Source organism: Pseudomonas sp. LSJ-87 (assembly GCF_032971465.1).
In the GTDB taxonomy this organism is placed as follows: domain Bacteria; phylum Pseudomonadota; class Gammaproteobacteria; order Pseudomonadales; family Pseudomonadaceae; genus Aquipseudomonas; species Aquipseudomonas putida_Z.
Genome location: NZ_JAWJYQ010000001.1, coordinates 190,972 through 213,059, shown reverse-complemented (window position 1 = coordinate 213,059; position 22,088 = coordinate 190,972). Strand labels below are relative to the sequence as shown.

19 protein-coding genes are annotated in these 22,088 nt (G+C 63.7%); 11 read left to right on the top strand and 8 right to left on the bottom strand.

Annotation, left to right across the window (positions count from 1 at the left end; all coding sequences use genetic code 11):
• Position 1 precedes the first annotated feature (1 nt).
• From gspG to RYH74_RS00825, 8 genes are all read left to right on the top strand, one after another.
• Complete coding sequence (gene gspG / locus RYH74_RS00860; protein WP_317408832.1) at positions 2–448, top strand: type II secretion system major pseudopilin GspG; 447 nt, start codon at positions 2–4, stop codon at positions 446–448.
• Positions 445–909, top strand: coding sequence for a type II secretion system minor pseudopilin GspH (gene gspH / locus RYH74_RS00855; protein ID WP_317408831.1), 465 nt, complete (start codon positions 445–447; stop codon positions 907–909). Before gspG ends, gspH begins: the two co-directional genes overlap by 4 nt.
• Positions 887–1,267: a type II secretion system minor pseudopilin GspI gene (gene gspI, locus RYH74_RS00850; protein WP_112249638.1), complete on the top strand. Its 381-nt coding sequence runs from the start codon at positions 887–889 to the stop codon at positions 1,265–1,267. Before gspH ends, gspI begins: the two co-directional genes overlap by 23 nt.
• Entirely contained in the window at positions 1,254–1,844 is a 591-nt protein-coding gene (locus RYH74_RS00845) for a type II secretion system protein GspJ (protein ID WP_317408830.1), read from the top strand. Before gspI ends, RYH74_RS00845 begins: the two co-directional genes overlap by 14 nt.
• A 47-nt stretch (positions 1,845–1,891) precedes the next feature.
• Positions 1,892–2,698, top strand: a complete 807-nt coding sequence (locus RYH74_RS00840) for a general secretion pathway protein GspK (protein ID WP_317408829.1) — start codon at positions 1,892–1,894, stop codon at positions 2,696–2,698.
• Complete coding sequence (gene gspL / locus RYH74_RS00835; protein ID WP_317408828.1) at positions 2,691–3,800, top strand: type II secretion system protein GspL; 1,110 nt, start codon at positions 2,691–2,693, stop codon at positions 3,798–3,800. The genes RYH74_RS00840 and gspL overlap by 8 nt, the downstream gene beginning before the upstream one ends.
• Before the next feature lie 68 nt (positions 3,801–3,868).
• A complete protein-coding gene (locus RYH74_RS00830; protein WP_317408827.1) occupies positions 3,869–4,276 on the top strand; it encodes a hypothetical protein in 408 nt (135 codons plus the stop codon).
• Positions 4,277–4,336: 60 nt separating this feature from the next.
• Positions 4,337–4,684: a YgiW/YdeI family stress tolerance OB fold protein gene (locus RYH74_RS00825; protein ID WP_075046628.1), complete on the top strand. Its 348-nt coding sequence runs from the start codon at positions 4,337–4,339 to the stop codon at positions 4,682–4,684.
• Positions 4,685–4,782: 98 nt separating this feature from the next.
• Here RYH74_RS00825 and RYH74_RS00820 read toward each other — a convergent pair whose 3' ends face one another.
• The gene (locus tag RYH74_RS00820) at positions 4,783–5,970 is read right to left on the bottom strand and encodes an MFS transporter (protein ID WP_317408938.1); all 1,188 of its coding nucleotides are present in this window, start codon (positions 5,968–5,970) and stop codon (positions 4,783–4,785) included.
• Positions 5,971–6,136: 166 nt separating this feature from the next.
• Between RYH74_RS00820 and RYH74_RS00815 the strand changes: the two genes are divergently transcribed.
• Together RYH74_RS00815 and RYH74_RS00810 are read left to right on the top strand one after the other, a co-directional pair.
• Positions 6,137–7,048 carry a LysR family transcriptional regulator gene (locus RYH74_RS00815; protein ID WP_085663473.1) on the top strand — a complete coding sequence of 304 codons (912 nt, stop codon included), beginning with the start codon at positions 6,137–6,139 and terminating at the stop codon, positions 7,046–7,048.
• 165 nt (positions 7,049–7,213) lie between these two features.
• On the top strand, positions 7,214–7,987 hold the full coding sequence (locus RYH74_RS00810) for a ParA family protein (protein ID WP_025340949.1): 774 nt from the start codon (positions 7,214–7,216) through the stop codon (positions 7,985–7,987).
• On the opposite strand, the gene trxC is transcribed toward RYH74_RS00810, so the two are convergent.
• The 7 genes from trxC to betI form a co-directional block, all read right to left on the bottom strand.
• A complete protein-coding gene (gene trxC / locus RYH74_RS00805; RefSeq protein ID WP_025340948.1) occupies positions 7,984–8,418 on the bottom strand; it encodes a thioredoxin TrxC in 435 nt (144 codons plus the stop codon). The two genes, RYH74_RS00810 and trxC, sit on opposite strands and share 4 nt — an antisense overlap.
• A gap of 188 nt (positions 8,419–8,606) precedes the next feature.
• Positions 8,607–10,067 carry a protein adenylyltransferase SelO gene (gene selO, locus RYH74_RS00800; protein WP_317408826.1) on the bottom strand — a complete coding sequence of 487 codons (1,461 nt, stop codon included), beginning with the start codon at positions 10,065–10,067 and terminating at the stop codon, positions 8,607–8,609.
• Positions 10,068–10,247: 180 nt separating this feature from the next.
• Positions 10,248–13,583: a mechanosensitive channel MscK gene (gene mscK / locus RYH74_RS00795; protein ID WP_286100696.1), complete on the bottom strand. Its 3,336-nt coding sequence runs from the start codon at positions 13,581–13,583 to the stop codon at positions 10,248–10,250.
• Between the two features lie 35 nt (positions 13,584–13,618).
• The gene (locus tag RYH74_RS00790; protein ID WP_025340945.1) at positions 13,619–15,361 is read right to left on the bottom strand and encodes a potassium/proton antiporter; all 1,743 of its coding nucleotides are present in this window, start codon (positions 15,359–15,361) and stop codon (positions 13,619–13,621) included.
• 266 nt (positions 15,362–15,627) lie between these two features.
• On the bottom strand, positions 15,628–17,325 hold the full coding sequence (gene betA, locus RYH74_RS00785) for a choline dehydrogenase (RefSeq protein ID WP_075046623.1): 1,698 nt from the start codon (positions 17,323–17,325) through the stop codon (positions 15,628–15,630).
• Positions 17,326–17,403: 78 nt separating this feature from the next.
• Positions 17,404–18,876 carry a betaine-aldehyde dehydrogenase gene (betB, locus tag RYH74_RS00780; protein ID WP_025340943.1) on the bottom strand — a complete coding sequence of 491 codons (1,473 nt, stop codon included), beginning with the start codon at positions 18,874–18,876 and terminating at the stop codon, positions 17,404–17,406.
• A 39-nt stretch (positions 18,877–18,915) separates the two neighbouring features.
• The gene (gene betI / locus RYH74_RS00775; protein ID WP_025340942.1) at positions 18,916–19,572 is read right to left on the bottom strand and encodes a transcriptional regulator BetI; all 657 of its coding nucleotides are present in this window, start codon (positions 19,570–19,572) and stop codon (positions 18,916–18,918) included.
• Positions 19,573–20,105: 533 nt separating this feature from the next.
• Between betI and RYH74_RS00770 the strand changes: the two genes are divergently transcribed.
• Complete coding sequence (locus RYH74_RS00770) at positions 20,106–22,052, top strand: BCCT family transporter (RefSeq protein ID WP_237141004.1); 1,947 nt, start codon at positions 20,106–20,108, stop codon at positions 22,050–22,052.
• Positions 22,053–22,088: the final 36 nt, after the last annotated feature.

The following is a 22,088-nucleotide window of genomic DNA, read 5'->3' as shown; positions in this document are numbered from 1 at the left end:
CATGTCCATGCGTTCATCACGCCGCGCCGAACGCGGCTTCACTCTCATCGAAATCATGGTGGTGGTCATTATCCTGGGGGTTCTTGGCGCGCTGGTGCTGCCCAACGTCATGAGCCGTCCCGACCATGCCAAGCTGACCGCAGCTCGCACCGATATCCAGTCAATTTCCACCGCGCTGGAAATCTACCGTCTGGACAACGGCCGCTACCCGACAACCGCGCAAGGGCTTGACGCCTTGGTGAAACGCCCAACGTTGGCGCCACTGCCACGTCAATGGAGTGCCCAAGGCTATCTGAAGAGCACGCCAACCGACCCCTGGGGCTCGCATTACCAGTACGCAAGCCCAGGAACCCGTTCGACCCAGGGCTATGACCTCTACTCCCTGGGCGGCGACGGCCAGCCGGGCGGTGAGGAAATGGATGCTGATATCGGTAACTGGTCTGAATGAAACAGCGCCGCTCTCGAGGCTTCACCCTGCTGGAGCTGCTTCTGGTGATGCTGTTGCTGGGCATTGTGATGGGTATGGCCGGGTTCACATTCGCACGCGATCCGCAGCGTGGGGCCAGCCAGGAGGCCAGCCTCTTCCTCCAGTTGGTGCAGTACGCGCGGCAGCAGGCGGTGCTGGAAGGGCTGACGCAAGGTATTCGCATCGATGCCCAGAGCTACCAACTGCTCAAAGCCTCCGAGGATGGCTGGGAGGCAGCCGGCAGGCATCGCGATATTGACCTGGACCTGCGCTTGGAGATCGATGGGCTACCTGTGCCATATGCCCTGGCTGGCGGGGCGCCGCAACTGCTGATGTACGGTAATGACGAGCACACGCCGTTTTCCCTGCATTTCGAGGCGGACGATGTGCGCCTTGTTTCCGTGTCGAGTGATGGCCTCAATGACCCCCAGTTCGTGCACTGAACGCGGCTTCACCCTGTTGGAGGTGTTGGTGGCGCTGGCGATTTTCGCAGTACTGGCCGTGGCGGTGACCACGGCCAGCCAGCATGTACTGGCGCAATCGCAGGGGGTTCGAGAGCGCCTATTGGCTAGTTGGGTGGCCGACAACCACCTGACGGAGCTGGGCCTGCAAGCTGCGCCGGCTCCCGGCCAGCGGAGCCTGGAGGTCATGTTCGGTCAACACCGCTGGACTCTGCACGAAAGCCGCCGCCTGGGCGTGGGTGGCTTGCTGGAAGTGCAGGTACGTGTGGGCCTTGCTGCGGATCGCCAGGTGCTGCATCAGGCCACGGGGTGGCTGGGGATGGCGGATGCGCCGCGCTAGCCCGGGCAGGATGACCCGCCAGGGGGGCTTCACCTTGATCGAGTTGCTGTTGGCGCTCGCTATCTTTGCCGTCCTGGCTATCGGAAGTGCGCGCGTGCTCGATGTGTTCATGCGTGCCGAGAACGCACGCCAGGCACAGGCCGATGAGCTGCGTGCGCTGGGCAGGGCCATGAGCTTGATCCAGCGCGACGCCATGCTGGGGTATGCGCCCGCGAGCCTGGGCAAGGGCGGTTACGGCATTCTGCTGAACGGCACTCGGGTCCATTGGTTGGCCAGCGAACAAGGCAGCCAAGCGCTCAAACGCAGCGAGCTGAGGGTTGTCGAGTACTGGCTCGAAGACGGCGTGCTGTGGCGCCAGCGACGCACGCTGGGGCAAGGCCAGCCACGCCCGCAGCGTTTGCTCGAAGGTGTAGGCGAGCTGCATTGGCGTCTGCACGTGCCCGGTAGCGGCTGGCAGGCGCGCTGGCCAATGGCCCAGCGCCGGCCGGTGCCACCGCAGGCGCTGGAGGTGACACTGTCGACCAGGCGTTTTGAACAGATCCGGCGGGTACTGCCGCTGGGAGGCACCAGCCAATGAGGGGGCAACGGCAAAAGGGGCTTGCGCTGGTCACCGTGCTGCTTGTCATGGCGCTGCTCACGTTGCTGTCAGCCGGTATGTTGCGCAGTCATCAACTGCTGATTGGTGGTGTAAGCCAGCAGATCGAAGCGTCGCGCTTGCTGCGTTTGGCCCAGGCCGGCGAGCAGCATGCCCTGGCGAGTTTGCGCCGTGAGGTAGGTGAAGTACTGCAGGTCACTCATGTTCGACAATCCTGGGCCCAGCCCCGAGCGTTCACCCTTGGTCAGGGGCAACTGAGCCTGCAGCTGGAGGACCTCTCGGGCCGCTTGAACCTCGGCGCCCTGATGGCAGGCAAGGCACCCGACCCGCTGCTGCTCAAGCGCTGGGAGCGCCTGTGCCATTCGTTGCAGGTGGAGCCACCCGCTTTGGAAGGGCTCGCTGGCCAACCGATGCTCGACCCAACCCAGTTGCGTACGTTGCCGGGTGTTTCCGCTGAGGTAATGGCGCGTTTGCAGCCTTGGGTCGTGGTGTTGCCCAAGGAGGCGCGGCTCAACATCAATACGGCCCCGGCCCTACTGCTTGCGGCGTCCGCCGAGGTGTCGCTTACGGTGGCAAGCCAACTGGTAAGCGAGCGCCCCGAAGCGGGTTACCCCACGGTAGAGCGTTTTTTGGCTCTGCCCCAACTGGAGGGCGTGGGTCTGGACAGGCGCGGGCTGGCCGTGACCAGCCGCTGGTTTCGCCTGGAGGTGCAGGCAGAGATGGCAGGTAAGCGCATGTACCTGTACAGCGACCTGGAGATCGATTTGGACACGCATCAGGTTCGTGTGGTGCGGCGTATGTTTTCTGCGATGCGGGAGCAAAGAGCAGATGAGTGAGAATTGGCTGTACCTGTTGCCGGAAGGGGTTGCGGCGGCCGATGCGCGGTGGCCGGTGTGGCTGCGTGCGGCGGACGGCAGCCTGCACAAGGCACGACTGGAGGAGCTGGCTTCGACGCTCACCGGTCCTGCTATCGTGGTGGTACCCATGGAGATGCTCGGTAGTTGCGAGATCGGTCCTGTGCCGGGCAAGCGGCCCAAGCCTGAAACATTGGCCTACGCTGCCGAAGACCATTTGGCAGCGCCGCTGGAAACGCTGCATCTGGTGTTCGGCCCGCCGGATGCGCAGGGGCATCGCCGGGCTCTGGTGATAGAGCGTCAGGTTCTGGCCAGCCTGATGGCCTTGTTGAAAAGCCAGGGAATCGACCCGCTCGGGATCCATGTCGATGCCGACCTGCTGGGCACCGAGCAGCCCCGTGCACTGTGGCTCGAGGGTCGCTGGTTGTCGGGTGGGCATGGTGGGCCTTGGCTGGTCGCCGGCCCCCAGGCGGCCGAGGTCCTGGTGCGCCAGCTGCCGCCGATGGAGCGGCCGGCCGAAGCTGCTGATGCAGGGCAGGCGGCCCACAACCAAACCGTCGATAGCGCCTTTCACACCTTCATCCAAGGTCGGGCCAAGGCCCTGGACCTGCTTCAGGGGCCATTTCGGCGACGCAGCCCGATCGTGCCCTGGCCCTCCCTGGCGGGCGGAGCGCTGCTGGCCTTCGCAATGGTGTGCCTGGCGGAACATCTGCGTGCTGAATGGCTGTCGGAACGTACAGCACAGCTACATGCCGAGAATCTTCAGACGTTTCTGCGTTGGGCGCCCGAGCAGTCTGTCGCAGGTGACCTGGCCACGCAGATCAGGGCGCTGGAGTTCCGTCCCCGGGAGAAGACTGCCGTCGAGGGGCTGGTTTCTTTCACGGAGCAATTGGTGGAAACCGGGAACATCACGGTTGAACGGGCCGTGTCCAGTCCCGGCGAAGGGTGGCGAATGGAAGTGGTTGCGCAAGGTTTCGATGACCTTGAGCGCTTGCGCCAGCGGGCCCCTGCCGTGCTGATGGATCAAGCCCGGCAGGTCGAGCAGGTTGTGCGCGCGACCCTGACTTTCAGGGAGATTCGCTGATGCGGTGGATTGGGCAGGCCTTGATAGGCCAATGGCAATCGATACCCGGTGATCGAAGGGCCGTGATCATGGCCGCACTCTGGAGTTTGGCCATGGTCGTGCTCTGGCAGTTTGCCTGGGTACCCGGCAAGCAGCGCTCGCAACAGGCCGAGCTCGCCCATGCGCATGAGCTGAAGCTCAGCGGGCATCTGCAACGGGTTTCGACAGGCCCGGCCTTGGCCGGGGAAGCGGTGACGGTGCTGACACCCGCTGTTCTGAACCAACGCGCACTGGCCGCCGGTTTGCGAATTTCCGGGTTGCAGGCACGGGCCGGTCAGGTGGACCTAAGCCTCGAGGGCGAGCCTGCGCCACTGCTGGGGTGGCTGCATGCGCTGGAGCTTGACGGCGCGCAGGTCCGCAGTTTGCAGTTGCAAGTTGTTGGGGAGCAGCTGCAGGCGCAGTTGGGGTTGGCGCTGGATGAGGCCAGTGCTGATTAAGGTTGGCTTCAGCCAGCAGCGGTAGGCTGTTTCCATCGAAATCGAATCAGGACCTGTCCCATGAAAATCCGTTACCTCGCCTTGATCCTCGCCCCTCTGTTCAGCACTGCCGCCCTGGCTGCCGGCTACACCGGCCCCGGCGCTCAGTCGGTCACCACCGTAGCTGCGGCCAACGATGCTGCCGACGACACCCCAGTGGTGCTGCAAGGCTTCGTGACCAAGAAGATCAACAACGACGACAAGTACGAGTTCAAGGACAACACCGGCACCATCACTGTGGAAATCGATGATGAAGACCTGCCGCCGACGCCGTTCAACGACAAGACCAAGGTCAAGCTGACCGGTGAGGTGGAGAAGCACCTGATGAGCCGGGAAGTGGATGTGGATATGGTCGAGATCATCAACTGATCCAACGGCAAGTTCGCGGGCACGCCCGCTCCCACAGGTTTGGCGGTGGCTTCAGGTGAGGCGCCGTCCCTGTGGGAGCGGGCGTGCCCGCGAATGTTTCACACCGATTTCGGTGGTAACCTGCTCAGGTGCAGCGCCACCAGCAACGCCACCGCCAGCAGGCTGCCAATGAACAGCCCGATGCCATTCCAGCCCCACTGGTGCCAGAACACCCCGCCCGCCGTACCGGCCACGCTCGACCCGGCGTAATAGCTGAACAGGTACAGCGACGACGCCTGTCCCTTGGCCTTCAAAGCCCTGCGGCCGATCCAGCTGCTGGCCACCGAGTGCGCGCCAAAAAAGCCGAAGGTGAACACCAGCATACCGACGATAACCATCACCAGCGGGCTGGCCAGGGTCATCAGCAAGCCGCCCGCCATTACCACGATACTGGCCCAGAACACCTTGCGCCGGCCCAGTTTGTCAGCCAGTGCGCCGACCTGCGCCGAGCTGTAGATGCCAGACAGGTACACCACTGACAGCAAGCCGACCAGCGCCTGGTTCATGTGATAAGGCTCGGCCAGCAGGCGGTAGCCGATGTAGTTGAACAGGGTGACGAAGGCGCCCATCAGCAGGAAGGCTTCGAGGAACAGCCAGGGCAGGCCGGCATCCCTGAAGTGCATGACGAAGCCATCCAGCAGGCTGCGTGGGTTCATCGCCTGCGGGCGGAAATTGCGCGATTCGGGCAGCACCTTCCAGAACACCAGCGCCGCCACCAGGGCCAGGCCGCCGATGGTCAGCATCGCCGTGTGCCAGCTGACGAAGTCGATCAGCACGCCGGTGATCAGGCGCCCGCTCATGCCGCCAATGGCGTTGCCGCCGATGTACAGGCCCATGGCCAGGCCGATGTGCTGCGGGTGGATCTCTTCGCTCAGGTAGGTCATCGCCACCGCCGCCAGGCCGCTCAGCGACAGGCCGACCAGGGCGCGGGTGGCCAGTACCAGCTCCCAGCTCGGCATCACCGCGCTGGCCAGGGTGGAAAGTGCGGCGCAGACCAGGGCAAACACCATCACCGGCTTGCGCCCGATGCGGTCGGAGATCGGCCCGGTGATCAGCAGGCCGAAGGCCAGCATGGCTGTGGAAACCGACAGCACCAGGCTGCTCTGCGCCGCATTGATGGCAAATTCCTTCGACAGCAACGGCATCATCGGCTGCACGCAGTACAGCAGGGCGAAGGTGGCGAAGCCGCCGCTGAATAGCGCCAGCACGGTCTTCATGAAGGCGGGGGTGCCTTTTTCGATCCACATTTCGTTCAGCGGGGCAGGTTCTGGGTCGGCGGGAAGGGGAGCTACAGCAGTTTTCACGGGCGGGTACCTCTGGCGCAATGAAAAAAAGCATATAGCTGGCTAATGATTAGATCCAATATATTGTTCGACCTATTTGAGATGTTTTGCGACCTGTTCGGAGCTGATCATGGAACTGCGCCATCTGCGTTACTTCATCGCCGTGGCCGAAGAGCTGCATTTTGGCCGCGCCGCCCAGCAGCTGGGCATTTCGCAGCCACCCTTGAGTCAGCAGATCCAGGCGCTGGAGCAGGAGCTGGGGGCCCGGCTGTTCGAGCGTACCAACCGTCGGGTCGAGCTGAGCGAGGCGGGGCGGTTGTTCCTCGAGGAAGCCCGCCAGGTGCTGGCGCAGGTGGAAAAGGCCGCCGATGTCGCCCGGCGTGCGCAGTTGGGGGAGCTGGGGGAGATGAAGATCGGCTTTACCTCCTCGGCACCGTTCACCTCGAAGATCCCCAAGGCCATCCACGCGTTTCGCCAGCGCTTCCCGGCGGTGCACCTGAACCTCAAGGAAATGAGCAGTCGCGACGTGGCAGAAGGGGTGTTCGACGAGTCCATCGAGGTCGGGCTGATGCGGCCGATGCCGCTGCCGGAAGGGCTGGTGGCCACCGAGCTGTTTCGCGAGCCGCTGGTGGCAGTGATCAATGCCTCGCATCCATTGGCCGAGGGCACGGAGCATGGCGTGCACATGACCGCCCTGGCCAATGAGCCGTTCGTGTTCTTCCCGCGCAGCTATGGCAGCGGGTTGCACGCACAGTTGCTGAGCCTGGCGCGCCAGGCGGGTTTCAGCCCGCATTTTGCCCAGGAAGCGGGGGAGGCGATGACCATCATCGGGCTGGTATCGGCAGGGCTTGGGGTATCGGTGCTGCCGGCGTCGTTCCAGCGCATGCGCATCGAGGGGGTGGTCTATCGCACGCTGCTGGATGAAGGGGCGATGTCGGCGGTGTGGCTGGTGCAGCGCGAGCATGGTGGGTCGGCGATGGCACGGGCATTTGCCGAGTTGCTCACAGGGCAGGTGGCTGGCGGGGGCAGTGTAGTTGCCTGATCGGGCCCTATCGCCGACAAGCCAGCTCCCACAGGGGACGCGCTTGGCTTGCCGGCGATAGGGCCAGGGCAGGCAGCACAAGGCTGTTGTTCCGGGCAAATGGCACTGGTCATTGCCGCAGCGGCGCCACATACTCGGGCATTCGTTGATACACGGAGGTCAATCATGCGGCGCGTGGTGTTCAATCAGAAAGGTGGTGTGGGCAAGTCGAGCATCGCTTGCAACCTGGCGGCGGTGAGCGCCAGCGAAGGTTATCGGACCCTGCTGATCGACCTGGATGCCCAGGCCAACTCGACCCAGTACCTGACTGGCCTGACCGGCGACGATATCCCCATGGGCATCGCCGACTTCTTCAAGCAAAGCCTGTCCAGCGGGCCGTTCAGCAAGAAGAACCAGGTCGATATCTACGAAACCCCGTTCGACAACCTGCACGTGGTCACCGCCACGGCCGAGCTGGCCGATCTGCAGCCGAAGCTTGAGGCGAAGCACAAGATCAACAAGCTGCGTAAGTTGCTCGACGAACTGGACGAGGACTACGAGCGCATTTACATCGATACCCCGCCAGCGCTGAACTTCTATGCGGTTTCCGCACTGATCGCCGCCGATCGCGTGCTGATTCCTTTCGACTGCGACAGCTTCTCGCGCCAAGCCCTGTATGGCCTGCTGGCCGAGATCGAAGAACTCAAGGAAGACCACAACGAAGACCTGGTGGTCGAAGGCATCGTGGTCAACCAGTTCCAGTCCCGCGCCAGCCTGCCACAGCAGATGCTCGACGAGCTGCTGGCCGAAGGGCTCCCGGTGCTACCGGTGTACCTGGGCAGCTCGGTGAAGATGCGTGAGTCGCACCATGCCAGCCTTCCGCTGATTCACCTGGAGCCCAGGCACAAGCTGACCCAGCAGTTTGTCGAGTTGCATTCGCTGCTCGAAGAGAACGCTTAGACCCCCTGGCTACGCAACCACTCCAGCAACGACTGGAGTGGAAACGCCCCGGCCTGACGGCTGACTTCACGGCCATTCTTGAACAGCAGCAGGCTGGGGATCGAGCGGATGCCCAGTTGCCCGGCCAGGTTGCGGTTGGCTTCGCTGTCGAGCTTGGCCAGGCGGCAGCGGCCGGCCAGTTGGCGGGCGGCCTGTTCGAAGGTGGGGGCGAAGGACTTGCACGGACCGCACCAATCCGCCCAGATGTCGACCAGCAGTGGCAGGTCGCCTTTGATCTGGCTGGCGTAGCTGGCTTCGGTGAGTTCGAAGGGGGTGCTCAGCAGCACGTCCTGTTTGCAGCGGCCGCATTTCGGCGCGTCGCCCAGGCGCTCGGCGGGCAGGCGGTTGAGGCCGTTGCAGTGGGGGCAGGGGATTACCAGTGGGTCGGACATGTCGATTCCTTGTGTTGTTTGTTCGGGCGCTATCGCCGGCAAGCCAGCTCCCACAGGTACGGCGCAAGCCTTGGGTTGAGCGCCGTACCTGTGGGAGCGGGTTTACCCGCGAACACCGGCGTAGCCGGTGCCATCCAGCGCGTCGTATTCTTCGCGGGTGAACCCGCTCCCACAGGGTTCGGAGTTGGTCAGGAGGAGCAGCTGATTTCCAGGTGCTTGCCCCATTCCGGCGGGCGTTCGGCATAGCCCTGCATCCCGGCCTGCTCCTCGAACGGGCGGCTCAGCACCTCATGCAGCCGTCGCACTTCACTGTAATCCCGCGCTTCCGCCGCTTCGATGGCTTTCTGTGCCAGGTAGTTACGCAGCACGTATAGCGGGTTCACCGCGTGCATGCGCTCACGCCGCCCTTTGGCATTATCCGCTTCGCGCTCGCAGCGGGCCAGGTAGTCCGCCCCCCAGGCATCGAAACCGGCCAGGTCAATGAAGTCGTCACGCACCACCTTCAGCGCCTCGGCCACGGGCTGATCGCCCAGCTTGCGGAAGAACAGGTTGTAGTCCACACCACCGCTTTGCATGCGCTGCAGCAGGCGCTCGACCAACGCCATGTCGTCCTCTTCAGCGGTGGTCAGGCCCAGGCGGCGGCGCATCAGGTCAAGGTAGTGTGCCTGGTACAGCGGCAGGAACAGGCCCAGCGCCTCCTTGAGCGGTTCGACTTCGATCACCGTGGTCAGCGCCTGGGCCAGCGCACTGAGGTTCCAGTGGGCTATCGGTACCTGGTTGGCGTAGCTGTAGCGGCCACGGTCGTCGGAGTGGTTGCAGATGAAGTTGGCGTCGAAGTCGTCGAGGAAGGCGTACGGGCCGAAGTCGAAGGTGATGCCGAGGATCGACATGTTGTCGGTGTTCATTACCCCGTGGCAGAAACCATAGGCCTGCCAACGGGCGATCAGCTCGGCATTGCGCTCGACGATGGTGCGGAACATGGCCAGATAAGGCTGCTCGGCATCGCGGCATTCGGGGTAGTGCTGCTCCAGCACGTGGTCGATGAGCACGCGCTGCTGTTCCGGCTGCCTGGTGTAGTAGAAGTATTCGAAATGCCCGAAACGCACATGGCTCTGCGCCAGGCGGGTGAGCATGGCCGCGCTTTCGCGGGTTTCGCGCCACACCGGGGTGCTTGAGCCGATCACGCACAGTGCCCGGCTGCTGGGAATGCCCAGGGCGTGCAGGGCCTCGGAGGCGAGGAACTCGCGGATCGAGGAACGCAGCACGGCGCGGCCGTCGCCCATGCGCGAGTAGGGCGTCTGCCCGGCACCCTTGAGGTGCAGGTCCCAGTGCTCGCCCTGGTTATTCAGCACTTCGGCCAGCAGCAGGCCGCGGCCATCACCCAGGCGCGGGTTGTAGGAGCCGAACTGATGGCCGGAATAGACCATCGCCCGCGGGTCGGCCTCCTCCCATAGCTTGTGGCCGCTGAACAGCTCGGCGAAAACCGGCAGCTCTGCCTGGGCCGGGTCGAGGTCGAGCAGCGCCATGGCCGACTCGCTCGCTACCACCAGGCGTGGGTCTGCGATGGGTTCGGGCAGGACCTGGGTGGAGAACGCGTCGCCCAGGCGGGCGAAGCGATTGTCGAAGGTGAGTTGGTCGAGGGCTTTCACGGGCTGCTCCTGGAAGTCGGTACCTAGGGGGCCGCTTTGCGGCCCATCGCCGGCAAGCCAGCTCCCACAGGGGATGTGCAGGGCCTGGGTGCGGCACGGCCCCTGTGGGAGCTGGCTTGCCGGCGATCGAGGGCGAAGCCCTCGCAGGCATTCTGGGCGTTCATGCTCTATGGAGTCCACTCACACAGGTTGAGTGCCATCCGGTTTCGGCTGCTCCACCGGAATCAGCTGCTGTTTGCCGCCCTTCGGATCCATCAGAAACACCTCGACCTGGCGCACCGAGATCTTGATGTTGTGCGCCTTGAACTCGCGGTTGATGTAGCGGTTGATCTCGTCCAGCGTCGGGTTGCGGTCGCCCAGGTCGCGTACGTGCATGCGCAGCTCGTGGTCCAGCGAGCTCTCGCCGAAGTTGAGGAAGTACACGATCGGCTCCGGGTCCTTGAGCACGCGTGGGTTTGCGTGGGCGCCCTTGAGCAGCAGGTCGCGCACCAGGTCCAGGTCCGAGCCATAGTCGATGCCCAGCTTCAGCGTTACCCGGGTGACCGTGTCGGTCAGCGACCAGTTGATCAGCTGACCGGTGATGAAGGTCTTGTTGGGGACGATGATGTCCTTGCGGTCGAAGTCGGTGATGGTGGTGGCGCGGATGCGGATCTTGCTCACCGTGCCCGACAGGTTGCCGATGGTAATGGTGTCGCCAATCCGCACCGGGCGCTCGAACAGGATCATGATGCCGGAAATGAAGTTGGCAAAGATCTCCTGCATGCCGAAGCCCAGGCCCACCGACAGCGCGGCCACCAGCCATTGCAGCTTGTCCCAGCTGACCCCGAGGGTCGACAGGGTACTGACGATACCGACGCCGACGATGACATAGGACAGCAAGGTAGTAGTGGCATACGCACTGCCCTGGGCCAGGTTGAGCCGCGACAGCACCAGTACTTCGAGCAGGCCGGGCAAGTTCCGTCCTAGCGCGAAGGTGATGCCGATGATGACCAGCGCACCGAGGAAGTCGCCCAGGCTGATCGGCACCATGCTGGCGGTGGCACCGGTGCCGCTGGAGTACTCGTACAGGGTGAAATTGTTGAGGTAGGCGAACACCGAGATCAGGTCCGACCACACCCAGTACAGGCCGGCGATGAAGCCGCCCAGCAGGGCCAGGCGGATCAGGCGCAGCGACTGCTGGTTGACCTGCTCGATGTCCAGGGTCGGCTCTTCGGTGATGACTTCGCCATCCAGCCCTTCCTTGGCCGCCGCCCGCTTGCTCAGCGCGCGCTGGTAGGCCAGGCGCCGTGCCGCCACCGACAGGCCACGCACGAACGCGGCTTCGATCACCAGCCAGAACAGCAGCAGGTACAGGGTGTAGATCAGCCGGTCGGTAAGTTTCAGCGCGGTGTAGTAGTAGCCGAAGCACACGGCCACGAACAGGGCGATGGGCAGGGCGGTGAAGGCCACGCCCACGGCCTTGCGGAACAGCGAGGTGTCGCGGTGTGCCGGGCTGCTGAGCAGCAGGCGGCTGAGCAGCCAGGCCATCAGTGCGTAGCAGGTCAGTACCACGCCGATACCCAGCACATCATCGGCCAGCGCCGAAGGCTGATGTTCGGCCACCGCCACCACACCGACCAGTGCCAATACCACGGTGCCCAAGCGGCGCACCCAGCCGCGCAGGAACTCGACCTGCGGCTTGTGCCAGCGGAAGTGGATTTCCGCCACGCCGCCCGGGGCGAGGATGCGGTAGGCGGTGTAGAACACCAGCCAGGCCTGGGCCAGTTGCCAGAGGGCGGCGCCGAGGTTGGCGTTCTGCCCGCGGGCGTCGATCTGCAGGGCGTAGCTGCACAGGGCCAGGCCCAGGCTGACCGGCATCGCCAGCAGGATGTTGATGAGGATCGCCTGTGGCGTGTGCCACTGGCTGTCACGGCGGAAGTGGCCGATGTCCTGGTGCACCTTGCCCAGCCGTTGGTACAGGTACTTGCGCCGCCACAGCAGGGCGCCGATCACCAGCAGCAAGGGCAGGAACAGCAGCGGGCGCTGGCCCAGCCCATCGGCCAGTTCCTTGAGGCCCGAACCCCAGGGCAGGCTGGCTACCTGGTCGGCGAAGCGTGCCGGCACCCGGCTCAGCCATTCCCAGTCCAGTGGCTTGTTGCTGGGAATCCAGAACATCTGCTCTTCGAGCGTGGTGCGCAAGCCCTGGGCGGTGCCGAGCAGCTGCTTCTGGTTGAGCTGCAGGGTGATCGATTCGTTGAGCAGTGCCGACAGCTCCCGGCTGAGGCGTTCGAGCAGGTCGACGCGGGTAATCATCACCTCCAGCAGCGCCTTGCGCAGCTGAGGGGTAACCTGCTCCTGCGGTTGGCCGAGCAGCAGGTTGTCGACGTACGCGGCGGGGCTGCTCATCTGCTCGCGTTGCTGGTTCACTTCAAACTGGTAAAGACGGATATCGGCGATCTGGTCAGCCAGGTCGCGGTCGACTTTCAGGTGCGGCAGGGCCTGCTTCTGCTTGTAGAGGATCTTGGACAGCAGCAGGCTGCCCTTGAGCACGCTGATCTGTTCGTCCAGGGCCTGGTCGGCCTGGGTCAGGCTGTCCAGCTGCTGCTTGCTGCGCAGGTTCTGCTGGGTCAGCTCGTTGAGGCGGTCGGTACTCTTGAGCAGGTAGTCGGACAGTTTCAGGTTGGCAGCGCTTTCGTTGGCCAGCAGGGTGCTGCCGCCGGCTTTCTGCGCTTCGATCGACTGCTGGGTGACCGCCTGCTGCGACTGGGCCAGGCGCTTTTCGTTGATCAGCGATTGCAGGTCCTGGATTTCCTGCTCCATTCGTGTGGCGCGCTCGATCAGCAGGTCGTGACGGGCATTGCCCAGGTCCTGCAGCAGGCCGTTGCCAGCCAGTTCCTGGCGGCGCAACGAGGTCAGGGCATTGAGCGACGCCAGCTCGGCATTGAGCTTGTTGCGTTGGTCGCTGTTGAGTGGCTTGCCGTTCTCCTTGCCGCTCTTGAGGCTGAGGTTGATCTGCTGGGTACGTGTCTGGTTGTTGCTGATTTCTGCCTGAGCCCGCTCTGGGCGGGTCTGCGAGTTGATGATCAGGCTGTTGGCATCCGACAGTGCCTTTTGCAGTTCGCCTTGTTGCGTACTGCGCTCGCTGAGCATCTGCTCCAGCTGTGGCACGTTCAGGGTGGCGTAGCGTTGGGCCACCGGCAGTGGCTTGCTGGCCTTGAGCTTGATCAGCTCGCGCTGGCTGTCGGCGGTTTCCTTGGGCGCGCCAGCCAATTGCTGCTTGAGTGCCTCAAGCTTCTTTTCGCTGTCTTCCTTGCTGAGCAGCAGTGCCAGGGTCTGTTCCAGCACCTGTTGCTGGGCCTTCTGCTCCGGTGTCTGTTGCGCAGCCTTGGGGTCGGCCTCGGCACCCTTGGGCTGGGAAATCTTGTTCAGGCTGCTCTGGATGCTGGTCGTGGTGGGAAGCTCGGCCGCACCAGCGGCGAACGAGAGAGACAGGCACAGCCCGAGCAGGGCTGTGCGGAGGTACACGCGCAGGGACATAGGCAGACTACTTGTGGATCCGGCAGAAACGAAGTTTAGAGGAACAATCCTGGTCCGGGTCGCGTTCCTTCGGGGAATCTGACGCCTACTTTCTGGATCTTGTTCCCGTCCATGGTGGCCACGGTCCAGATCGTGCCATGCCATTCGACCTGGTCACCTACTACTGGAGCGCCTCCGACCTTCTGTCGGATGAACTGGGCCAGCGGCATTTTCGCGTCCAGGCCGTCGAGTTTCAGGCCGTACAACGCTGCCACCGCACCCAGTTCGGCATCGCCTTCGAGCACGAAGTCGCCGAAGAAACGCAGGTCGAGGCCACGTTGTGGTGCCTGGCTGAACAGTTTGCCCAAGGCCGGCAGGTTATGTTCGTGGCCGATCACGCAGAGCATGTCGCCTACTTCCAGTACCGTACTGCCGGACGGGTGCAGCAGCTGCTCGCCCCGGAACAGCGCGGCGATCCGCGTGCCTTCGGGCATTTTCAATTCGCGCAGGGCGGCGCCGATGCACCATTTTTCGGCGCCCAGGCGGTAGACGAACATTTCCCACTCGCTGGTGATGTGCACTTCCAAGGCGGAACGGGAGATTGGCGCCGGGTCTGGCGGTACTGTCACTTTCAACAGCTTGGCCATCCACGGCAGGCTGGTGCCTTGCACCAGCAGCGACACCAGCACGATGAAGAAGGCCAGGTTGAAGAACAGCTGGGCGTCCGGCAGGCCGGCCATCAGCGGGAACACCGCGAGGATGATCGGTACCGCGCCGCGCAGTCCGACCCAGGAAATGAAGCCCTTTTCGCGGCCATGGAAAGCCTTGAACGGCAGCAGGGCGGCGACCACCGACAGCGGCCGCGCCACCAGGATCATCCACAGCGCCAGGCCCAGCGCCGGCAGGGCGATGGGTAGCAGGTCGTGGGGCGTGACCAGCAGCCCCAGCACCAGGAACATGCCGATCTGCGCCAGCCAGGCCATGCCGTCGAGCATGTGCAGGATGCCGTGGCGGCTGCGGATCGGCTTGTTGCCCAGCACCAGGCCGCACAGGTACACGGCAAGGAAGCCGCTGCCGTGCAGGGCGTTGGTCAGCGAGAACACCACCAGGCCGCCGGCGATCACCAGGATGGGGTACAGGCCGCCAGCCAGCTTGATGCGGTTGACCAGTTGCAGCATCAGCCAGCCGCCGCCCAGGCCCAGCAGTCCGCCGATGCCGAATTCGCGCAGCAGGTGGGTGAGCAGGCTCCAGTGCAGGCCGGTCTGGCCGCTGGCGATCATGTCGATCAGGGTGACGGTGAGGAACACCGCCATCGGGTCGTTGCTGCCCGACTCGATCTCCAGGGTGGCGGTAACCCGCTCGTTCAGGCCTTTGCCGCCGAGCAGCGAGAAGACCGCTGCGGCGTCGGTGGAGCCGACGATGGCGCCGATCAGCAGGCCCTGGATCAGGCTCAGGTCGAACAGCCAGGCGGCGACCAGGCCGGTGAGGGCGGTGGTGATCATCACGCCGATGGTGGCCAGCGACAGCGCCGGCCACAGCGCCACGCGGAAGCTTGCCACCCGCGTGCGCAGGCCGCCGTCGAGCAGGATCACGGCCAGCGCCAGGTTGCCCACCAGGTAGGCGGTCGGGTAGTTGTTGAAGATGATGCCGCCACCATCGACCCCGGCGACCATGCCGACGGCGAGGATGATGACCAGGATAGGGATGCCCAGGCGCGACGACAGCGAACTGACCAGGATACTTGCGCCCACCAGCAATGCGCCGATCAGGAACAGGCTGTTGATGGTGCTTGCATCCAAAGGCAGGTACTCCGGGGACCGCAGGGGGGAGGGGACTTGATAGCATGACGCTAGCAGGTCGCGTGCCAAATGATTCTAACCTGATGAATTGGCAGGCTGTAAAGCGTTTCTGCAGATGAAAAAAAGGCACCGCGGTGGGTGCCTTTTCGGGGGTGCCTGGGCGGGCCCTTTCGCGGGTGAACCCGCTCCCACAGGTACTGCACAGTTTTCAAAACCTGTGTGAACCCTGTGGGAGCGGCTTTAGCCGCGAAGAGGCCGGTGCAGGTTTACGCCTGCTTGACCTCACGCATCGGCTTGCCCTTCACCGGTGCATCGCCCGCCACGTAGTACTTGGCGGTGCTGCGCGGCAGCGGCTTGCGGCCACGGATCTTGTCCGAGATTTTCTCGGCGATCATGATCGTGGTGGCGTTGAGGTTGCCGGTGATGATCAGCGGCATGATCGACGCATCGACCACGCGCAGGCCCTTCATGCCATGCACGCGGCCTTCGCCGTCGACCACCGCCATGTCGTCGGTGCCCATCTTGCACGAGCAGGACGGGTGGAAGGCGGTTTCGGCGTGCTCGCGGATGAACTTGTCCAGCTCTTCATCGGTCTGCACGTGCGCGCCCGGGCTGATCTCACGGCCACGGTACGGGTCCAGTGCCGGCTGGGCCATGATTTCGCGGGTCAGGCGGATGCCGTCACGGAATTCCTGCCAGTCCTGCTCGGTGGACATGTAGTTGAACAGGATGCTCGGGTGTTGGCGCGGGTCCTTCGACTTGGCCTGGATGCGGCCGCGAGCAGGCGAGCGCATGGAACCCATGTGCGCCTGGAAGCCGTGTTCCTTCACACCATTGGAGCCGTTGTAGTTAATGGCCACCGGCAGGAAGTGGTATTGAATGTTCGGCCACTTGAATTCAGGGCGGGTACGAATGAAACCACCGGCCTCGAACTGGTTGCTGGCGCCGATGCCGGTGCCGTTGAACATCCACTCGGCACCAATGGCCGGCTGGTTCCACCACAGCAGCGACGGATACAGCGACACCGGCTGGGTGCAGGCGTACTGCAGGTACAGTTCCAGGTGGTCCTGCAGGTTCTCGCCAACGCCCGGCAGGTCGTGCACCACCGGGATGTCGAGGCTTTCCAGCAGGGCGCGCGGGCCGACGCCGGAGCGCTGCAGCAGTTGCGGCGAAGCGATGGCGCCGGAGCTGACGATCACTTCCTTGCGGGCACGGGCTTCAACGCGTTCTTCGCTGTCGCCGACCAGGTAGGTCACGCCGATGGCGCGCTTGCCGTCGAACAGCACGCGGTCAGTCAGGGCGTGGGTGACGATGGTCAGGTTCGGGCGCTTCTTGGCCTGGTCCAGATAGCCACGGGCGGTGCTGGAGCGGCGGCCGTTCTTGGTCACCGTACGGTCCATCGGGCCGAAGCCTTCCTGCTGGTAGCCATTCAGGTCTTCGGTGCGCGGGTAACCGGCCTGCACGCCGGCTTCGACCATGGCGTGGAACAGCGGGTTGTTGCCGGCTTTCGGCGTGGTCACGCTGACCGGGCCTTCGCCCCCGTGGTAGTCGTTCGGGCCGATGTCGCGGGTTTCGGCTTTACGGAAGTACGGCAGGCAGTCCAGGTAGGTCCAGTCTTCCAGGCCTGGCAGTTCTGCCCAGCCGTCGAAGTCCATGGCGTTACCGCGGATGTAGCACATGCCGTTGATCAGCGACGAGCCACCCAGGCCCTTGCCGCGGCCACATTCCATGCGGCGGCCGTCCATGTACGGCTCCGGGTCGGTCTCGTAGGCCCAGTTGTAGCGGCGGCCCTGCAGCGGGAAGGCCAGGGCGGCCGGCATCTGGGTACGGAAGTCGAAGCGGTAGTCGGGGCCACCGGCTTCCAGCAGCAGTACGGTGACGCCGGCGTCTTCGGTCAGGCGGGTCGCCAGGGTGTTACCGGCCGAGCCGGCACCGACGATGATGTAATCGAATTCTTGGGACATGAAAGTACCCTCGTGTTGGCGGTGATCAGGGAGCGGGAACGCCCGTGCGCAGCGGCACGGGCGTGGCTGGACAGGGCCTTAGAAGACCGAGTTGTAGCCGCCCAGCTCGACCTGGACCGACTTGATGCGAGTGTATTGAGCCAGCGAGCTGACGCCGTTCTCACGGCCGACGCCCGACTGCTTGTAGCCACCGACCGGCATTTCGGCCGGCGATTCGCCCCAGGCGTTGATCCAGCAGATACCGGCTTCCAGCTTGTGGATGATGCGGTGGGCGCGGGTGATGTCGTTGGTGCAGACACCGGCGGCCAGGCCGTACTCGGTGTCGTTGGCACGACGGATGACTTCTTCTTCGGTTTCGTAGGTGAGGATGCTCATCACCGGGCCGAAGATCTCTTCCTTGACGATGGTCATGTCGTCGGTGCAGTCGGTGAACACGGTCGGGGCCACGAACGCACCCTTGGCGAAATCACCGGCGGTCAGACGTTCGCCACCGCACAGCACGCGGGCACCTTCTTCCTTGCCCTTGGCGATGTAGCCAAGCACGCTTTCCATGTGCTGGAAGCTGACCAGCGGGCCGAAGTTGGTGTTTTCGTCTTCCGGGTTGCCAGCGCGGATGCGGGCAACGCGCTCGACGATCTTGGCCTCGAAGGCAGCTTTCATTTCAGCCGGGATGAACACGCGGGTGCCGTTGGTGCAAACCTGGCCCGAGCTGTAGAAGTTGGCCATCATGGCGATGTCGGCGGCCTTGTCCAGGTCGGCGTCGGCGCAGATGATCAGTGGCGACTTGCCGCCCAGTTCCATGGTGACTTCCTTGAGCGACGAGCTCGAGGCGCTGGCCATGACCTTCTTGCCGGTGGTGGTGCCGCCGGTGAAGGAGACTTTTTCGATGCGTGGGTGCTCGGTCAGCCAGGTGCCGACTTCGCGGCCGCTGCCGGTCAGGACGTTGAACACGCCGTTCGGCAGGCCGGCTTCGGTGTAGATCTCGGCCAGTTTCAGGGTGGTCAGCGAGGTGACTTCCGACGGCTTGAAGATCATCGCGTTGCCGGCGGCCAGGGCCGGGGCGGATTTCCACAGGGCGATCTGGATCGGGTAGTTCCAGGCGCCGATACCGGCGGTCACGCCCAGCGGCTCGCGGCGGGTGTAGACGAAGGACGATTCACGCAGCGGGATCTGCTCGCCTTCGATGGCCGGAACCAGGCCAGCGTAGTACTCCAGCACGTCGGCGCCGGTGACGATGTCGACGTAGCGGGTTTCCGAGTACGACTTGCCGGTGTCCAGGGTTTCCAGCATGGCCAGCTCGTCGTTGCGCTCGCGCAGGATCTCGACGGCGCGGCGCAGGATGCGCGAACGCTGCATGGCGGTCATCGCGGCCCAGACTTTCTGGCCACGCTCGGCGCTTTCGACGGCCTTCTCGACGTCAGCCTCGGTGGCACGTTGCACGTGGGCGAGGACTTCGCCGGTAGCCGGGTTGATGGCTTCGAAGGTGGCATCGCTGCCAGCGTCGACGTAAGCGCCATCAATGTAGAGTTTTTGCGTTCCGAAACGGGCCATAGTGTCCTCGCAAGTGCAGTGTGTGGTTTGGCTTGCGCGTCACGCTCCTGCCGGGTTGGCAAGGGCCGTGCGCGTTGGTTCAGCGGCCTGGTCGTTTGTACCCAGGGTGTGCTGCTTAGCCAGTTGTAGATCCATGTATTCGTAAGCAATCCGTATCGCCTGGTCGGTGTCGAATGCATCACCCGACAGGGCGCCACGCAGCCACAAGCCGTCGATCAAAGCTGCCAGGCCGCGGGCTGCCTTGCGCGCATGGTAGAGCGGCAGGGCGCGGCGGAACTGGCAGCACAGGTTGGAATACAAGCGGTGGTCGTTGATCCGCTGCAACCTGTGCAAATCGGGCTGGTGCATGCTGGAAGCCCAGAAGGCCAACCAGGTTTTCATCGCCGGGCCGTTCACCTGGCTGGCATCGAAGTTGCCCTCGATGATCACTTTCAGGTGGGCGCGCGGGCTGTCGTCCGTCAGGGCCTGGCGACGTGCTCTGACACCTTCGTTGAGCATGTTCATGATGTAACCCATCGTCGCTGCGATCAGGCCGTTCTTGTCCCGAAAGTAGTGACTGATGATGCCGTTCGACACACCGGCCAAACGGGCAATCAGCGCAATGCTGGCGTCGCCCAGTCCGACCTGATCGACCGCCTGCAACGTGGCTTCGATCAACTGCTGGCGGCGGATGGGTTGCATACCGACCTTGGGCATCTTGCTATCTCCTCAGGCCTGCGAGCAGACGACGGGCGGCTGACTCGGCGAAGGCCAGTCTATTTTGTTTTGATTGAACGTTCAATCAATAAAGAATAAGCTCTGCGACAATTTGTGCCATTGACAGTTTTTCAGGCGGTCGAGAAGGCACGGATTGACACCCCAGGAAATCGCGTAACCCCCGGAATACAAGGCGTTGACGGGCATGAGCGATGCGAAATGCAGATTCTGCCGTGCGGTCATGGACCCTGCGGCGGGCCCTTGGAGCGGGCGGGGTGATCTGTGACGAATGCGCGCACCTCGGCTGAGGCGTGGCATTTGCAGCAGGCCACCTGTCTGTTTTTTTGCAACGTATCGATTCGGGATCACGGTTTCCAGGGTGCTTTTATAACACCTGATGCAGTGGGGATATTCCACCAATTGCTCGGGAAAGACTGATTAGCCTCCACAGCCGTACTGCCCGGAGCATTCGTGCAATGAGTTCTGCCTCACTTACCAACCCTCCGGCCGAGAGGGTACGGGTCAACCGCGTGGTGTTCTTCACCTCCGCGCTGATGATCCTCGTTCTGACTGCCTTGCTTATCGCTGTACCCGAAACCGCCGGCCAGGTGCTGGGCGTGGCCCAGAAATGGCTGACGCGCACCTTCGGCTGGTATTACATGCTGGTAATCGGTGGTTACCTGCTGTTCGTCATCTACCTGGCCTTCTCCGACTACGGCAAGCTCAAGCTTGGCGGCAAGGATGACCAGCCCGACTTCAGCTATGGCGCCTGGGCCGGCATGCTGTTCTCCTCCGGTATCGGCATTTCGCTGCTGTACTTCGGCGCCTCCGAGCCGCTGGACCACTACTTCAACCCACCGGAAGGCACTTCTGCCAGCCTCGACGCAGCGCGCCAGGGCCTGCAGCTGACCTTCCTGCACTGGGGCCTGCATGGCTGGGCGATCTACGCCCTGGTCGGCCTGGCCGTGGGTTACTTCGCCTACCGCCACAACCAGCCGCTGGCCCTGCGCTCGGCGCTGTACCCGCTGGTCGGTGAGCGTTGGGTCAAGGGTGCTGCCGGCAATGCCGTGGACATCTTCGGCATGTTCGTCACCCTGCTGGGCCTGGTGACCAACCTGGGCATCGGTTCGATGCAGGTGGCCTCCGGCCTGGAATACCTGTTCGGCATGGACCACAGCAAGACCAACCTGCTGATGGTGATCCTGGTCATGGCCGGCGTTGCCACCGTGGCGGCGGTCTCTGGTGTGGAAAACGGCATTCGCCGCCTGTCCAACCTGAACATCATGCTGTTCAGCGGCCTGTTGATCTTCGTCCTGCTGGGCGGCGAAACCCTGCACCTGCTCAACGGCTTCGTGCAGAACATCGGCGACTACCTCAACGGCATCGTGCTGAAAACCTTCGACCTCTATGTGTATGAAGGCGAAGCCGGCAAGTCCGAGCGCTGGCTGGGCCTGTGGACCGTGTTCTACTGGGCCTGGTGGATCTCCTGGGGCCCGTTCGTCGGCATGTTCATTGCCCGTATCTCCAAGGGCCGCACCGTGCGCCAACTGGTTAGCGGCGTGTTGCTGATCCCGCTGGGCTTCACCCTGGCCTGGCTGTCGATCTTCGGCAACACCGCGCTGGACCTGGTGATCAACCAGGGCGCCGTGGAGCTGGGCAAGACCGCCCTGGAACAGCCGTCGATGTCGATCTACCAGCTGCTGGAATACTTCCCGGCGGCCAAGATCGTGATCGGTGTAGCGGTGTTCGTCGGCTTCGTGCTGTTCCTCACCCCGGCCGACTCCGGCGCGGTGATGATGGCCAACCTGTCGTGCAAAGGCGGCAAGGTCGACGAAGACGCCCCGCACTGGATGGTGGTGTTCTGGTCGGTGGTCATCACCTTGGTCACCATCGGCCTGCTGTTCGCCGGTAACTTCGAAGCCATGCAGACCATGGTGGTGCTGGCGGGCCTGCCGTTCTCGGTGGTGCTGGTGCTGTTCATGTTCGGCCTGTACAAGGCCATGAAACAGGACGTGGCGGTCGAGCAGGAGCGTGCCGAGCTGGCCGCCCGTGGCCGTCGTGGCTTCAGCGAGCGCCTGACCCAGCTGGAACTGCAGCCGACCCAGGCCGTGGTACAGCGTTTCATGGACAAGCAGGTCAGCCCGGCGCTGAAAGAAGCCGCCGCGCAGTTGCAGACCCTGGGCTTCGAGGTGGAAACCCGGGTTGGCCAGTCGCGCAACATGATGGGCCTGCGGGTGATGATGGAAGAGGGCAACCCGTTCGTCTATGAAGTGAGCCTGGATGGCTACCTGGCCGCGCCGAGCGAAGCGCCGGTGGAAGGTGAGCCGGAAGTGCGCCAGCGCTTCTACCGCGCCGAGGTGTACCTGCACGATGGCAGCCAGGAGTACGACCTGATGGGCTTTGCGCCGGAGCAGATCGTGCGTGATGTGCTGGATCAGTTCGAAAGCCACCGCCAGTTGCTGGGGCGTGTGTACAGCTGATTCTTGAGCGATGAGGAGGCCCTGCAAGACGCAGGG